Annotated in this window: 17 protein-coding genes; 10 read left to right on the top strand and 7 right to left on the bottom strand. The window is 50.9% G+C overall.

Translation table 11 applies throughout. The annotated features are described in order from the left end of the window. Window positions 1-73: 73 nt before the first annotated feature. From BLL38_RS31415 to BLL38_RS13775, 5 genes are all read right to left on the bottom strand, one after another. Window positions 74-415 (bottom strand): hypothetical protein, encoded by a 342-nt coding sequence (locus tag BLL38_RS31415; RefSeq protein WP_076963050.1) that lies wholly within the window; start codon window positions 413-415, stop codon window positions 74-76. Window positions 416-489: 74 nt separating this feature from the next. Next, on the bottom strand, window positions 490-1428 hold the full coding sequence (copD, locus tag BLL38_RS13790) for a copper homeostasis membrane protein CopD (RefSeq protein WP_038444655.1): 939 nt from the start codon (window positions 1426-1428) through the stop codon (window positions 490-492). 3 nt (window positions 1429-1431) lie between these two features. Next, window positions 1432-1815 carry a copper homeostasis periplasmic binding protein CopC gene (gene copC / locus BLL38_RS13785; protein ID WP_017341635.1) on the bottom strand — a complete coding sequence of 128 codons (384 nt, stop codon included), beginning with the start codon at window positions 1813-1815 and terminating at the stop codon, window positions 1432-1434. A 339-nt stretch (window positions 1816-2154) separates the two neighbouring features. Beyond that, on the bottom strand, window positions 2155-3543 hold the full coding sequence (gene copS / locus BLL38_RS13780; protein WP_038444657.1) for a copper resistance membrane spanning protein CopS: 1389 nt from the start codon (window positions 3541-3543) through the stop codon (window positions 2155-2157). Next, the gene (locus BLL38_RS13775; RefSeq protein WP_017341638.1) at window positions 3540-4235 is read right to left on the bottom strand and encodes a heavy metal response regulator transcription factor; all 696 of its coding nucleotides are present in this window, start codon (window positions 4233-4235) and stop codon (window positions 3540-3542) included. Before BLL38_RS13775 ends, copS begins: the two co-directional genes overlap by 4 nt. Window positions 4236-4441: 206 nt before the next feature. Between BLL38_RS13775 and BLL38_RS13770 the strand changes: the two genes are divergently transcribed. The 5 genes from BLL38_RS13770 (at window position 4442) to BLL38_RS13745 (ending at window position 8508) form a co-directional block, all read left to right on the top strand. Then, a complete protein-coding gene (locus BLL38_RS13770; RefSeq protein ID WP_038444660.1) occupies window positions 4442-4795 on the top strand; it encodes a co-regulatory protein PtrA N-terminal domain-containing protein in 354 nt (117 codons plus the stop codon). A 163-nt stretch (window positions 4796-4958) separates the two neighbouring features. After that, on the top strand, window positions 4959-5495 hold the full coding sequence (locus BLL38_RS13765; protein ID WP_038444662.1) for a cupredoxin domain-containing protein: 537 nt from the start codon (window positions 4959-4961) through the stop codon (window positions 5493-5495). A gap of 95 nt (window positions 5496-5590) precedes the next feature. Then, a complete protein-coding gene (locus tag BLL38_RS13760) occupies window positions 5591-5836 on the top strand; it encodes a DUF2933 domain-containing protein (RefSeq protein WP_051903179.1) in 246 nt (81 codons plus the stop codon). A gap of 2 nt (window positions 5837-5838) precedes the next feature. After that, entirely contained in the window at window positions 5839-8196 is a 2358-nt protein-coding gene (locus BLL38_RS13750) for a heavy metal translocating P-type ATPase (protein WP_080727722.1), read from the top strand. A gap of 111 nt (window positions 8197-8307) precedes the next feature. After that, the gene (locus BLL38_RS13745; protein WP_074321237.1) at window positions 8308-8508 is read left to right on the top strand and encodes a heavy-metal-associated domain-containing protein; all 201 of its coding nucleotides are present in this window, start codon (window positions 8308-8310) and stop codon (window positions 8506-8508) included. 30 nt (window positions 8509-8538) lie between these two features. Here BLL38_RS13745 and flgB read toward each other — a convergent pair whose 3' ends face one another. After that, complete coding sequence (gene flgB / locus BLL38_RS13740; RefSeq protein WP_076963049.1) at window positions 8539-8952, bottom strand: flagellar basal body rod protein FlgB; 414 nt, start codon at window positions 8950-8952, stop codon at window positions 8539-8541. Between the two features lie 385 nt (window positions 8953-9337). On the opposite strand from flgB, the gene BLL38_RS13735 reads away from it, so the two are divergent. The 5 genes from BLL38_RS13735 to BLL38_RS13720 all read left to right on the top strand — a co-directional run bounded on the left by BLL38_RS13735 (window position 9338) and on the right by BLL38_RS13720 (window position 13560). After that, complete coding sequence (locus tag BLL38_RS13735; protein ID WP_032856636.1) at window positions 9338-9544, top strand: co-regulatory protein PtrA N-terminal domain-containing protein; 207 nt, start codon at window positions 9338-9340, stop codon at window positions 9542-9544. Window positions 9545-9722: 178 nt separating this feature from the next. Then, complete coding sequence (locus BLL38_RS13730; protein ID WP_038444665.1) at window positions 9723-11636, top strand: copper resistance system multicopper oxidase; 1914 nt, start codon at window positions 9723-9725, stop codon at window positions 11634-11636. Window positions 11637-11648: 12 nt separating this feature from the next. Next, window positions 11649-11894 carry a hypothetical protein gene (locus BLL38_RS30530; RefSeq protein WP_099170805.1) on the top strand — a complete coding sequence of 82 codons (246 nt, stop codon included), beginning with the start codon at window positions 11649-11651 and terminating at the stop codon, window positions 11892-11894. After that, window positions 11866-12930 carry a copper resistance protein B gene (locus BLL38_RS13725; RefSeq protein ID WP_038444668.1) on the top strand — a complete coding sequence of 355 codons (1065 nt, stop codon included), beginning with the start codon at window positions 11866-11868 and terminating at the stop codon, window positions 12928-12930. The genes BLL38_RS30530 and BLL38_RS13725 overlap by 29 nt, the downstream gene beginning before the upstream one ends. 162 nt (window positions 12931-13092) lie before the next feature. Beyond that, a complete protein-coding gene (locus BLL38_RS13720; protein ID WP_017341649.1) occupies window positions 13093-13560 on the top strand; it encodes a DUF411 domain-containing protein in 468 nt (155 codons plus the stop codon). A 319-nt stretch (window positions 13561-13879) separates the two neighbouring features. Here BLL38_RS13720 and BLL38_RS13715 read toward each other — a convergent pair whose 3' ends face one another. Next, window positions 13880-14062, bottom strand: coding sequence for a DUF1289 domain-containing protein (locus tag BLL38_RS13715; protein ID WP_038444670.1), 183 nt, complete (start codon window positions 14060-14062; stop codon window positions 13880-13882). Window positions 14063-14322 lie beyond the last annotated feature (260 nt).

Genomic DNA, 14322 nt, shown 5'->3' with positions numbered 1-14322 from the left:
GCGCGCTTCATAAGACATGCGCGCAGATATGCCATCCCGCTAACGCGGAATGAGGCTCAGTGTGGTACAGGAATCAAGTACGGGGCGGTCGCCATAACCCAGAAGGGGTTTGTACGAGTGGGAAATGGCTGGAGAAGGGCGGAACGATTGGACTGGACAAGGTAATAGGAGGCTTGATGATCGAGACTTGCAGCATGCCGCCCGTTTTGCATTCCTGGCCCGACTTACAAGGTTTGCCATGCTCAGCGGTACTTTTCATGTCGTGACAGCAGTCTTGACCCATACCATCCTTCATCGCTATATCCATGGTTTTCATCGGGCATGGTTCAGTCGATGCCTGAACACCCGCCATCCCGCTAAGGGGAAGCGCCAAGCTAATTAGGAAAATCAGGCAAAACCGCACATAGCGTTTCATGGGCTAAAGTGTAGACGGTGCAAATGGCCCTTACAATTCACCCTTAAGACTCCTGTATTGGCTGTTACCAACGTCTATGCTGCGCTCATTTCCATGACAGGGCTTAAAGTACCTAACCATGCGACAAGACAGATAATGATGACCGCCATTGAAAACTCAAGTTTCATGCTACGGCGCAAGGCATTCACCGCGACAGCGTATTCGCCATTGCGAACTGATCGCTCCAATAAGGGGCTTAGATGAAAACGGTTAAGCGTGGCTAATACGATCATCCCTGCAAATAGCAGGATTTTCAAAAATAGTAACTGGCCATAAGTGCTGAGCATCACCTCATCGAGGCTTGGTCCTACGATAAATAGGTAATTCACCACGCCCGTTATACTGATGATTACTACAATCACCGCGCCGGCCGATTCAAACCCTGTCAGTACCCGAGCAAGAACTCGTACTTCCTGATCACCTTTCAGCGATTTTAAACGCAGCAGCAGTGCAAATGCTGCCAACGCACCCAACCAACCGCCTGCGGCCAAGAGATGGAAGATGTCGCTAGTAAAATGCCAGTAACGACGGCTCCCTTCGTCCATCGCACCATGCCCTGTCCATGCCAGCGTCGCTAGCGCAATGGCGCCACATACACTGACAATCCAAAGACTAAGTGTCGGAAAGCGCTTACTCAGAGCAACGCCGACAACAGCCGTCAGCAACGCCACTATCCGGACCATCCAGGTCAAACCGACGTCCGTCCCCATGAGAACCATTTGAAAAATATGGTGATGTAGCTCCATGAAGCCCGACACACCACTCATAGCTTTCGCAAGCAACAACATGGCTGCTAGAGACAGAGCTACACCTAAAACAGATGTACTGTAAAGAAGCGACTCAAAATTTAAAACTGCTCCCGATACTCTCTCTTTTCCTCTCAGGCTATAAAGACCAAATATTGCCAGTCCAAATAACAGCATCAGATCAAAATATAGAGCAAAGCGAACAGCTATATTTATTGAGTCGCTCATGAATCATTTCACTTTGAAAGAAAAATTGCCGGTAATTGGATGAGTGTCAGACGAGACGGCACGCCACTCAACTTTATAAGTACCTGTGGTCAATGGCGATGCAGGCGTAATAACCATCGTCTTAGGATCTCCACCGCCTGCAACAGCTGCTTTAACGCCCATTGGGGAGTTAGGCATGCCAGGCATATCGGTCATGATCAGCTTAGCACCGGAAAACTGAGTCGTTAGATTCTCAGAAAATTGCAGTTCAATTTTCGCAGGAGCAGCAACATCCGACCCTTCTGCTGGAGTGGAAGAAAGCAGCTTTGGATGTGCCTGAGCAACTGCACTCAAAAGCAAACCCGCTGTCAGTGCTACAGCTACGGTGGTGGTTTTAAGGAATGACATGCAAGACTCCTCACAGCAAAAGCTGTTGATTCTAGGTTTTTGATGAGTATCTAGTTATTACTTTTACGCTTATTAAAAACACTGGCGAGCTACCTAGCAAATTCCTTGTTCTAGGGCGGGCTGGACAGGAATAATCACAAGAATTCCAACGTCACAGCGCAAGTACACGATGCCACACGAACGCAAACTATTCGATTACATTTCAGTCAGCTTGGACCTGCTTTGGGACGCTGAATTTCTTGAAAAAATGGTTAAAACGGGCTTCCGTTTTGCGACGTGCACACCGTGAAAACCGTTCGCAAGACCACATAGCTGCTCGGGTGTATATGGTGTCGTTGACTATGCATTTTCTGCACTCGCACATGGGAGTTGTATATGAAAGGCTGTTTTTCCATCTGACGACGTGCACCATATCTTGCCGCCATGCGACTCGATAATGGATCGAGTGATTGATAAGCCTAGCCCCGCATTACTTGGGTTTCCTTCTCTACGAGCGGGGTCCACTCGATAAAATCGATCAAACAGTTTTTCAAGGTGCTCAGGAGCGATAGGTTCTCCAGGGTTTTCCACGGAGACTGAGATTGACGTCCCTTCCTGCCTTATATCGACGCTAATACATTTCCCTGCGGGGGTGTACCGGAGCGCATTTGAGAGCAGATTAGAGATAGCCCTGTCGAGCATAAGAACGTCACCTCGGACGCTGCCTCTCCCTGTCACTTTGAGGTCGATGCCTTGCTCATCAGCCAGCAAGCGGTAGTACTCGAGTAATTTTTCTACTAGTGCTACCAAGTCTATCGGTTTGTTTTCATGAGAAATCAGACCATTGTCAGATTTCGCTAGAAAAAGCATGTCATCGATCATCCGGCCCATACGCTTCAGGTCATCAAGATTCGAGTACAAGTTGTCTTCGTAGTCCTCAATATTCCTTTTTCTAGATAAAACCACTTCGGTGTGAGTCATCAAATTGCTGACAGGTGTTCGTAGTTCGTGAGCAATGTCCGCAGAGAAGTTTGATAAGCGAACAAATGCATCGTCCAGTCTAGATAACATTGCATTGAAAGAAAGCACCATCTGCTGAAGCTCTTTAGGAACGGCCGCTAAAGGAATTCGTTCTTTGAGCGATTTAGCAGACATTGACGCAGCGACTTGAGTAACCTGGCGAATAGGCCTTAGTCCACTGCTCGCGACCATCCAGCCCAGCGCCGCACTGACCAGCGCGCTTATAAACAACCCTATCAAAAACCAGCGTTCAAGCGTCTCAAAGAACGCCATATGTTGCGTAACGTCAAAGATTAACAGTACGGTCAGCGGTTTTTCTTGTCCCGTCACAATCGCTTGCGCCGTTATTCCCCGGAACGTTTGCTCATCATCACGCCACTCCCAAACATTGTTGTTTGAGGTCGTGCGAAAGTCTTCAGGAATATCGATTGGACCTGGATCAGCAAAAAGGGTCTTGCCGTGACCATCGAAGATCAGGGCTGTCAAATCTCGGTGAGCACCCAGCAGCGCCTCCAACTCAGGCTTAACATCACTGAACTGGTCAATGCTACTCAATCCCGTCAAAATTCTTTGGGTCGAGTGTAGCTTCTCGTTTAGCGCCTGCTGATCTAGCATTTTGAAATGATGCCGGCTAAGGCTGTTAAAACTGAGTCCAGCGACGGTGAGCACCGCCGTTACAGCTAGCATGAACATCAGGCTCATGCGGGTAGTCAGAGACATTCGCTTCATTCCAGCCCCGTCCCAGAATCCGGCGCATCTAGCATGTAGCCCATGCCTCGGGAGGTGTGGATAAGCTTGACCTCAAAATCATCATCAATCTTTGCTCTGAGCCGCCTTACGGCGACCTCGATGACGTTAGTATCGCTGTCGAAGTTCATGTCCCACACCTGGGAAGCGATAAGCGACTTAGGCAGCACCTCACCTCGACGACGGAGCAGCAATTCGAGTAACGCAAACTCTTTGGCCGTGAGATCTATACGTTTGCCTCCACGGACAACCCTGCGCTTGAGCAGGTCAACCTCAAGATCAGCCAATTTCATATGAGTTTGGGAGGGGGCTGTACTCCCTCTTCGCAGCAGCGTTCTGACGCGGGCCAGCAATTCAGAAAAAGCGAAGGGTTTTATGAGGTAATCGTCTGCCCCCAGCTCAAGTCCTTTGACGCGATCCTCGACGCGGTCTCGCGCCGTGAGAAAAAGCACGGGGACATTTTTTCCGGATGCCCGCACCTTCTGAAGTACTTCCCATCCGTCCAGCCCAGGCATCATCACATCGAGAATCAGCAGGTCATAAGCCTCGCTCAACGCGTGTTGAAGCGCCTCCTTACCATTGGTAAAGCGATCAACATTGAACCCTGCCTCAGCAAGACCTTGCTGCAAATAAATGCCTATTTTGGGTTCGTCTTCCGCAACCAGAAGTCTCATGGGGGTGGCTCTCGAATGATTGTGATGATGAGTCTGCAAGGAAATGCTTCTGCCAACCAGCAACTGACAGAAAAGTAATATTGGCTTCAGGTAGATGTCAGCGAGTGCTGTCTAGGGTTCGAGCATGAGTACTCCCTAGTACTCGACCGACGCCGCCGCATGAAACCTTGTGGGAGCCGGAAAACAGATCAAAAAGGAGCTTCCTCATGAATCATCTAAAAATCCTTTTCTTTGTGGGTTCGATACTCATCTCAGCGTCTGCTTTGGCTGAAGGTGGCGCAGATCGGATTGCGGAGCGTATGGAAAGCCTACGCGACAAAGCAGAAGCGACCTTGGTACAAGCTGAAAAAGCCCCAGAGGGAGAGCGCCATGTACACATGGCCGAGCATATGAAACTGCTGGGCGAGATCATGAACCAACTCCATCAGGATCACCCAAAAGCATCAATGTCGCCTCAGGAACATCTTTCCTGGATGGAAAAGCACGACGCTATGGTTGATGACGTTTTGAACCAAATGCAGCGCGAACACAAACTGATGCTTTCTGAGAGCCATCAGTAACCGGGTACCTCCGATGGGCTGTTTGATCCGCTCGGTTGGTACGGCGTCATAAGCGCGCCGCACTACTCTTGGAAACTGACAGAAATGTAGTGTTCACGTCAGTTAGCTGGCAGCTCTATCCGTTTAGCATAGCTAGTGTTTTCCATTTGCTCTTGAGGTCATCATGAAAGCTAAGCTCGTTACCCCAGTTATTGCGGCGATCACCTTATTCCTCGGTGCGACGGCCATGGCAGACGTAGGTCATGGCAAAGAGGACATCGGCCAGCCTGGCGTCGCTTCTGCGGTGACCCGTACGGTAGATGTGGAGATGGGTGATATTTTCTTCATGCCTAAAAACATCGATGTGAAGCCTGGTGAGACTATTCGTTTTGTCCTTCGTAATAAGGGCGCACTGCTGCACGAATTCAATATCGGCCAAGCCGCCGCTCATGCGGCGCACCAAAAAGAAATGGCGAGCATGTTCCAGAATGGAACGCTTACACCCACCGGGTCAGGGAAAATGACGGGCAGCATGGGTCACAGCATGGGAGGGATGAAGATGGTTGGAATGGAACACAACGACCCGAACAGCATGCTGATCGAGCCCGGAGCAACAAAGGAATTGATCTGGACCTTCAACAATACAACTGGACTTCAATTTGCCTGCAACGTACCAGGTCATTACCAGTCTGGGATGGTCGGTCAATTTGACCTGAAGTGAGCCCGAACTGACCGCTAAACCCGCGTCTCCTCAAGAGTTGGCTACGCTCTGAGGCAGACATCAGAGCAACTCGCTCAAACACTGGGGTCTAGATCATGAATAACCATCAGCATCCGGCTGGAAGCATCACCACCCCATTTTGGACGCGCAAAACAGGCGTTGTACTGATTATGTTCATTGTGATCGGCGCCTTCTACGTGGTGCGGGAGCATTTCAGCCACGTCTATACATACTTGCCCTATCTCATTCTGTTGATCTGTCCATTGATGCATTTTTTTGGGCATGGACATGGCGCACATGACCATGGCAATCAGGCGCAAGCCAACAAGGAAGAGAAATAGCTATGCCCAATAAACCGAGCCACCACGATCACGGTCCTACCCACGCAGCTTCGCCCCCTGACGCTGATCTACGTGACCCGGTGTGCGGCATGACGATTACGCCTCCAAGTAAATTTGGCGAGTCTTATCAGGGACAGATTTATCAGTTTTGCAGCCAGAAATGCCAAGAGAAATTTCGGGCAGCTCCAGAGCACTACAGTGGTATTCATCCCAGCACTGAACCCAGCATCGCGGCTACAGAACCCGCGCTCCAAGTAGCCACTGAATTTACCTGCCCGATGCACCCGGAAGTAAAACAGCCAGGGCCCGGCAATTGCCCAAAATGTGGCATGACATTAGAACCTGTCATTCCGGCGCTAGATGACGATGACAAAACCGAGCTCCGTGATTTCGCGCGCCGCTTTTGGTGGTCTCTGCCTTTAACCGTGATAGTGACCGTTCTAGCCATGGCGGGCCATTCATTACAACTCTTCCATGGTTCGGTTCAAAACTGGATCGAGTTTGCTCTTGCGACACCGGTTACCTTATGGGCAGGGTGGCCCTTTTTTGTAAGGGGCATAGCATCTGTTAGAAATCGCAGTCCAAATATGTGGACTCTGATAGGTTTGGGTACTTCCGCAGCTTATCTTTACAGCGTCGCAGCAACCCTCTTTCCCCAAAGTTTTCCCACCACCTTCATGCAAGATGGACGCATCGGCGTTTACTTCGAAGCCGCTGCGGTCATCATCTCGCTCACCTTGCTTGGGCAGATTCTTGAGCTAAAAGCACGGTCACAAACCTCCGCAGCAATTAAGTCCCTTCTAGGCCTATCTCCCAAAACTGCACGCAAGATCAACGCCGATGGTCAGGAGGAAGACATTCCTCTTACCCATGTTCACTTGGGCGACCATTTGCGGGTCAGACCTGGTGAAAAGGTGCCAGTTGATGGCTCTGTGCTCGAGGGAGAAAGTGCGGTGGATGAGTCCATGCTCACTGGTGAGCCTGTGCCGGTAATGAAAAGACCAGGGGATAGTTTGATCGGCGCCACGCTTAATACTCACGGGAGCTTGGTGATGGAGGCGCAAAAGGTCGGCGCCGACACCATGCTATCGCAGATAGTGCAAATGGTTGCTCTAGCCCAACGCTCCAAAGCGCCAATGCAAAGAATGGCAGACTCGATCGCCGGCTACTTTGTGATGGGAGTTATCGCGATTGCGTTGCTGACATTCTTAGGTTGGGGACTATTCGGCCCGGAGCCCAGCTGGGTCTTCGGCCTGATCAACGCTGTCGCCGTACTTATCATCGCTTGCCCCTGTGCACTTGGTCTCGCAACGCCAATGTCGATCATGGTTTCGACGGGTAAAGCGGCCAGTATGGGTGTGCTGTTCAGGGACGCCAGTGCTATTGAAAACCTTTGCAAGATCGACACGCTGATTGTCGATAAAACGGGGACCCTTACAGAGGGACGGCCGGTATTTCACAGTGTGGACGCCACACCAGATTTCAACCCACACGATGTTCTTCAACTGGCCGCTAGCCTTGATCAAGGCAGCGAACATCCTTTGGCGCGCGCCATCGTCGACCATGCCCGAACTGAAAATATCGTGCTCACCAAACCTGAATCGTTTGAGTCCGGGTCTGGGATTGGAGTCAGTGGCCTTGTTGATGGCAAGAAGGTACAGCTGGGCAACACAGCACTGATGGACGCTGCCGGTGTAAGCACTAAGGTCTTACAGTACCGTGCAGAGTTGTTGCGCCTTGAAGGCATCAGCATCATCTATCTAGCAGTTGACGGGGTTCTGGCAGGATTACTGGCGGTCTCAGATCCGATAAAACCGACCTCCAAAGAAGCAGTCACCAAGCTTAAAGCTGATAACGTAAAAATCATCATGGCCACCGGAGACGGGCTCACCACCGCACGTGCTGTCGCCAAGGAGATGGGTATTGAAGAGGTTCATGGAGAAGTTAAACCTCAGGACAAAGAGCGCCTGGTGGCGGACCTCCAGCGATACGGTCGAAAGGTTGCCATGGCCGGCGACGGTATCAACGACGCACCGGCCTTAGCGCGTGCAGATGTGGGCATTGCCATGGGTACAGGGACTGATGTCGCGATGAATAGCGCTCAGCTCACGCTGGTAAAAGGCGACCTGATGGGGATTCTACGGGCACGGGCACTTTCGGTTGCGACAGTAAAAAACATGCGGCAAAACTTGGGTTTCGCCTTCCTTTACAACTCAATGGGTATTCCCTTGGCCGCAGGCCTACTCTATCCGCTGACGGGGCACCTTCTGTCGCCGATGATCGCTGCGTTAGCCATGAGCGTCAGTTCTGCGTCAGTAGTTTTCAATGCTTTGAGACTGAGGAATACCCATATAGCTTGAGCGCAACCGTTGCTCGCTCCCCACAAAACATAACTCTTGACCTTACCGCGGTGTCAACGTTGATGCTGTCATCGCGGTGAAAAGAGACCGCTCAGCACAAGAGGTATAACCATGTTCGTCTTAAACGTATCAGGCATTGGTTGCGGTAGCTGCGTCAGCAAAATCACTAAAGCGATTCAATCGTTGGACAGCGAGGCTAAAGTTTCCGTGGATCGCGCGGCAGGTAAGGTAAGCGTTGAAAGTAGCGAAAACCCAGAGCAAGTTCGTAAAGCTGTCGAATCACTCGGTTTCCCATCGCAAATCAGCGCTTAAGGCGCCGATTTCATTGTTGGGTAAATTTTACTAATCACCTCGCAGAGCTTTAAGCAGCCCCTTAAATGCTCCGTTCAATCTATTAAAAGCGCTTTCAAAATGAATTTCGTTATCAGTAAACTTTGCCACTTCAAGCTGTGCATCCACAGTATTTTGATCAAGTGACGGTTGGTAAGGCGTGCTGTAAAACAAACCATCACCTTGACCATCACTTGCTAATTCGTTTGCGGCAATATGTTTTAGGTTTGTTGTTTTCAAAGAGAACGGAGAATCCAAGCCTCGTTTTGTCTGGCTGGCGAGCACAGCAGAAAACTCCAAATCTCTAGCCTTAAAGTTAGGAGTATCAGCGTTAGCGATATTATTGCTAAGTACCTCAGCTCTTTGGCTGCGATAAACTAACGCTCTTTCTGCGGAGCCAAGCGCTTTTTCAAAATTAATGCTCACAAGCGGCCACCTTCCGTCACGCTACTATTTCCCATTTTCACCTATATCAAACACTTATGTGTTGAATGTGGTGCGTCTGAGTCGGCTTATAACTCCGGTGCAAATTCAAAAAACGTCAAGCCCTGTGAAAGTGACCGAAAGCACAGAACACCGAACGGCTAAATTTTAGGAGCTTGATTTCAGCGAATTCCGACAATGGATAGACCATACGGATTAAGTACATCGCAGCTCAAGAGAAATATCGGAACCTGACACAACTGTAATATTGGCCTAAGCTGCCTGACAGGGAATCAGTCTTATAGTCCTATTGAGCCTTAAGCTCTTCCCTGAGCATCAACAACTTTGTTGTGGATTCAGGGGCTACCATCTATCAGAGGAAACCCAAATGAACCCTATCAAAACCTTGTTCGTCATCGCTGCTCTGACCGTATCTTCTTTTGCTATGGCTGAAGGCGGAGGTGACCGCACTTTCGAACGTATGGAAGCGGCCAGGAGTAACTCGATGGAATCGTACCAAGTAGCCCAAACGAAAAATGCCCAGCCTCCTGTCGCGGAAAGCAAAGCCAGGGCGATGGACCACAAAAATTGCTAAATATTTGAGCTACGCTCACAAGCTGACAGAAATGTAATCACTGTGGTGGTTTAAATGTGGCAATTTCTGAGCTCGCTTACCGTTTGAGTTCGTCTTTTGTAACGGTGAGTGAGTCTCATCCAGACAATTCATTTGTTGTTTCGCGCGGCTTCCCTTTTGACTGATTGGACATAACGGCATGCACTCCAAAACCTCTAGGCGGACATTCGTGAAAGGCTTGGCCGCTGGTGGCATTCTCGGCGGCCTTGGCCTTTGGCGCACTCCTGTATGGGCGGTGACAAGTCCTGGTATGCCGAGCGTACTCTCCGGTAACGAATTTGATCTGTTTATTGGTGAAAGCCCTGTAAACATCACAGGCTCGCCTCGCACAGCTATGACCATCAACGGATCATTGCCCGGACCGTTGCTGCGTTGGCGTGAGGGGGAGACCGTCACTCTGCGTGTAAAAAACCGTCTAGACCAAGACACATCAATCCATTGGCACGGGATCATCTTACCCGCCAACATGGACGGTGTGCCTGGCTTGAGCTTCCATGGCATCGCACCCGATGGCATGTACGAATACAAATTCAAGCTTCATCAGAACGGAACCTACTGGTATCACAGCCACTCGGGTTTGCAGGAGCAGGCAGGCGTTTACGGTCCAATCGTCATCGATTCGAAAGAACCTGAACCGTTTCAATACGATCGCGACTACGTGGTGATGTTGACTGACTGGACCGACGAAGATCCCAGTCGCGTTATGGCGAAGCTCAAGAAACAATCGGGCTATTACAACCATCACAAGCGCACCGTCGGAGACTTCATAGACGATGTCAGCAGCAAAGGTTGGTCTTCGACGGTAGCAGATCGAAAGATGTGGGCTGAGATGAACATGAGTCCTACTGACCTCGGCGATGTCAGCGCGGATACCTATACCTATCTCATGAATGGCCAGGCACCCAACGGTAACTGGACTGGTATTTTCAAACCGGGTGAGAAACTCCGTCTGCGCTTTATCAACGGCTCCGCCATGAGCTATTTCGACGTCCGCATTCCTGGGTTGAAGATGACCGTGGTTGCCGCAGACGGTCAACATGTCAAGCCGGTGAGCGTCGACGAGTTTCGTATTGCGGTAGCTGAAACATATGACGTTATTGTGGAGACTGCTACTGATGAGGCTTACACCATCTTCGCTCAGTCTATGGATCGCACAGGTTACGCCAGCGGAACACTTGCAGTGCGTGACGGCCTAAAGGCACCGATACCTGCGATTGACCCACGTCCTATAGTAACTATGGATGACATGGGGATGGGCGGTATGGCTGGTATGGACCATGGCAGCTCGGGTGGAATGGCCGGCATGGATCACAGCAAGATGGCAGGGATGAACCAAGGTGACATGACCGGGATGACCGGCATGGACAGCGGTGACATGACTAACATGGCTGGCATGGACCACAGCAAGATGGCTGGCATGGACAAAGGCGACATGTCCAACATGGCTGGCATGGACCACAGCAAGATGGCAGGAATGGGCAGTGGCGATATGTCAGGGATGGCTGGCATGGGCGGTATGGGTGGAGAAATGCAGACTCACCCAGCCTCTGAAACCAACAATCCCTTGGTTGACATGCAAGCCATGAGTCCAACGCCAAAGCTGAACGATCCTGGCATAGGCTTGCGGAACAATGGTCGTCGAGTGCTCACTTACTCCGACTTGAAAAGCACTTTCCAAGATCCTGACGGCCGCGAGCCAAATCGCACCATCGAGCTTCACCTGACCGGTCACATGGAGAAGTTTTCGTGGTCGTTCAACGGCATCAAATTCTCTGACGCCGAACCGCTGCGCCTGAAGTATGGCGAGCGTCTGCGCATCACCTTGGTGAACGACACCATGATGACCCACCCCATCCACCTTCACGGCATGTGGAGTGACCTCGAGGATGAGAACGGCAAGTTCATGGTGCGCAAGCACACGATTGATATGCCACCTGGTACCAAACGCAGCTATCGAGTCACCGCTGATGCCTTAGGCCGCTGGGCATATCACTGCCACCTGCTTTTCCATATGGAAATGGGCATGTTCCGTGAAGTACGGGTTGATGAGTAAAGGAGACGATCTGTGAGCACATACCTAAATCGTAATTCCCTCGTGGGTTGCCTCTTTGCCGCTGTCCTGCTGAGTGGACTCTCGTCCACGGTGCTGGCAGAGGAAAATGGCAGCGATCATTCAACCACTGTTCCTGCTACAGCAACGGACAAGCCAGCAGCGGCAAACGATTCGAAGCTAGATCACGGGTCAATGGACCATAGCAAGATGAGCCATGAGTCGATGGATCATGACCAAAAAACCAAAAAGGCAGATTGAGATCATGACCAGTAAGTTTTTACGCCCAACGCTGATGGCACTTGCAGTCTCCACCGGTCCAGCATTCTTTTTTATGGCTCAAGCCGCTGAAGAGATGGATCCGTCGATGGCGATGCCATCAAGTGCGGACGCAAAGCCTTCAACTGCACAAAAATCCAAACCAGCCAAAGCGAAAGATGCCGCGATGGATCACTCCAAGATGGACCACGGCTCAATGGGAGCCATGGACCATAGCAAGATGGGGGCGATGGATCACAGCAAGATGAGCATGGATAACGGGCAAATGGACGGTATGGAAAGCATGGATGGAGGGGCGACTACCACAAGCCGAACCCCGATCCCCGTACTTACCGACGCTGACCGGGCCGCCGCTTTTCCAGACGTACCAGGCCATGGTGTGCACGATAAAAAAATTAACTCGTTCATCCTCCTGGATAAATTTGAGTACCAAGACGCTGACAACGGCAGTGCGCTGGCTTGGGATGCAAAAGGGTGGATCGGCGGTGACGTCGACCGCCTCTGGTTGCGTTCGGAAGGTGAACGTACAAATGGCGTAACCGAAAACGCTGAACTTCAGGCTCTGTGGGGACACGCCATCGGTCCATGGTGGGATGTCGTCACCGGCATTCGACAAGACTTCAAACCTGGGTCACCTCAAACCTGGGGAGCGCTCGGTATTCAGGGCATGGCCCTCTATAACTTTGAAGCTGAAGCGACTGCTTATATTGGTGAGAACGGTCAAACCGCTGCTCGATTTGAAGGCGATTACGACATCCTGTTGACCAATCGCCTGATCTTGCAGCCGACCGCCGAAGTAAACTTGTACGGGAAAAATGATCCTCAGCGCGGCATAGGATCTGGATTGGCCAACACCGAACTAGGCCTGCGGTTGCGCTACGAAATTACTCGTCAATTCGCACCCTACATTGGAGTTAGCTGGAATCGCTCATACGGTAAGACGGCTGACCTTGCCAGCGATGAAGGGGAAAAAACAAACGAGGCCCGATTTGTAGCTGGTATTCGGATGTGGTTCTAAGCGATTTGAGCACTAGCCCTACGAATTCTAATGATCGGGGAGTTAGCTCCCCGACTCTAGAGTAGATCCTTCAATGCAACCTTTGCAGCGGCATGAACGCTTGAGTGGGGTTCTATTGCTTCGTAGAACATCTCGCCGTCTCCAAGGGAAAAGGAAATATTCATGACAGGTAGCTTCCGACTTTCAAGTCGATCTCTGCGTATCGCAACATTCGCCGCGCTGTTCATTGGCTCAACGGCTCAAGCGGCGCAGGCCCTCACCATCGATGTGCATCGTGATGCAAACTGCGGATGTTGCAAAAAATGGATTCAGCATCTTGAGGCTAATGGCTTCACCGTCATCGATCATGAAGAAACCAACATGAGTGCTCTCAAACAAGATCTGGGTGTCGCTCCACGACTCTCGTCTTGTCACACCGCGATGATCAACGGGAAGTTTGTTGAAGGCCACGTGCCAGCTGAGCAAATAATTGCGATGAGTAAACGCGACGACCTTCTCGGGATCGCTGCTCCTGGCATGCCACCTGGTTCTCCAGGAATGGAAGTCGACGGAGTGCATGAGGCCTACCAGATAATCGGCCTGACCAAAGCTGGCACAGATCAGGTCATTGCTGAGTACCCTCAAAACTAATCCCACCACATCCCTCCCGTCACAGCATGGTCAGCGTTCATGACCATGCAGCGGGACATGCTCCTTCGATTTCATTCTCAAGCCATGGCTAAAGACGATCAACAGCCGTCGTAAAGGCATGCTTGTGCCTAATCAGATAACCCCGAACAGCAGTCCTCAATAAGAATTTGAGATGACCCCATCCTCCGCATGCTGACAAGCACTGCGCAGTTGATCGCGATAGTGTTAAGTTCGGAGATGGCGTTGCACCCTCAGCGCACCTTCCCGAATCAGGACATCTGTCTCGGCTGAAACAGTAGAAAACGTAAATGACGGTGGCTTAAGAGTTCTTTTTTTGAAGGCTCTTCAGACGCAGGGCCGCGCGTTGTACAGCGGCCATTTTTTCTGGACGCTTCATTCGTTTCCATTTTCTGATGTCTTCCTTGGTGCGACCGCAGCTAACGCACAGTTCGCTGTTCAGCTGGCAAACAGAAATACAGGGATTTTCGATGTCCTTGGCCATTGTTCAATTCCTCGTCGAACTTATGCGTGCTGCGGGTTCATTGCTAAGCCAGAACGATCTGATCAGGTGAGTCAGCGCCCAACTTGGTGCGGTACTCAACTGTCAGATGAGTGATCTCATGAACCGTCGCAAGGTATGCGTCCGGCCAACACACCTTCCTGACCCCGACGCCAAAGGCGATGGTGTCCACCTAATTTAAGTGGACACCATTTCTAGCCTTTTAAGCGGGTCTTTCCATGCAGCCACAACGCCGTTCCTAC

This window comes from Pseudomonas gessardii, assembly GCF_001983165.1.
GTDB lineage: Bacteria > Pseudomonadota > Gammaproteobacteria > Pseudomonadales > Pseudomonadaceae > Aquipseudomonas > Aquipseudomonas gessardii.
The sequence above is the reverse complement of the archived record's forward strand: the minus strand, read 5'-3'. Positions and strand labels throughout refer to the sequence as shown.

Coding starts and splice junctions, on each gene's coding strand:
- BLL38_RS31415 (WP_076963050.1), bottom strand. CDS start 415: ATGAAACGCTATGTGCGGTTTTGCCTGATTTTCCTAATTAGCTTGGCG.
- copD (WP_038444655.1), bottom strand. CDS start 1,428: ATGAGCGACTCAATAAATATAGCTGTTCGCTTTGCTCTATATTTTGAT.
- copC (WP_017341635.1), bottom strand. CDS start 1,815: ATGTCATTCCTTAAAACCACCACCGTAGCTGTAGCACTGACAGCGGGT.
- copS (WP_038444657.1), bottom strand. CDS start 3,543: ATGAAGCGAATGTCTCTGACTACCCGCATGAGCCTGATGTTCATGCTA.
- BLL38_RS13775 (WP_017341638.1), bottom strand. CDS start 4,235: ATGAGACTTCTGGTTGCGGAAGACGAACCCAAAATAGGCATTTATTTG.
- BLL38_RS13770 (WP_038444660.1), top strand. CDS start 4,442: ATGAATCATCTAAAAATCCTTTTCTTTGTGGGTTCGATACTCATCTCA.
- BLL38_RS13765 (WP_038444662.1), top strand. CDS start 4,959: ATGAAAGCTAAGCTCGTTACCCCAGTTATTGCGGCGATCACCTTATTC.
- BLL38_RS13760 (WP_051903179.1), top strand. CDS start 5,591: ATGAATAACCATCAGCATCCGGCTGGAAGCATCACCACCCCATTTTGG.
- BLL38_RS13750 (WP_080727722.1), top strand. CDS start 5,839: ATGCCCAATAAACCGAGCCACCACGATCACGGTCCTACCCACGCAGCT.
- BLL38_RS13745 (WP_074321237.1), top strand. CDS start 8,308: ATGTTCGTCTTAAACGTATCAGGCATTGGTTGCGGTAGCTGCGTCAGC.
- BLL38_RS13735 (WP_032856636.1), top strand. CDS start 9,338: ATGAACCCTATCAAAACCTTGTTCGTCATCGCTGCTCTGACCGTATCT.
- BLL38_RS13730 (WP_038444665.1), top strand. CDS start 9,723: ATGCACTCCAAAACCTCTAGGCGGACATTCGTGAAAGGCTTGGCCGCT.
- BLL38_RS13725 (WP_038444668.1), top strand. CDS start 11,866: ATGACCAAAAAACCAAAAAGGCAGATTGAGATCATGACCAGTAAGTTT.
- BLL38_RS13720 (WP_017341649.1), top strand. CDS start 13,093: ATGACAGGTAGCTTCCGACTTTCAAGTCGATCTCTGCGTATCGCAACA.
- BLL38_RS13715 (WP_038444670.1), bottom strand. CDS start 14,062: ATGGCCAAGGACATCGAAAATCCCTGTATTTCTGTTTGCCAGCTGAAC.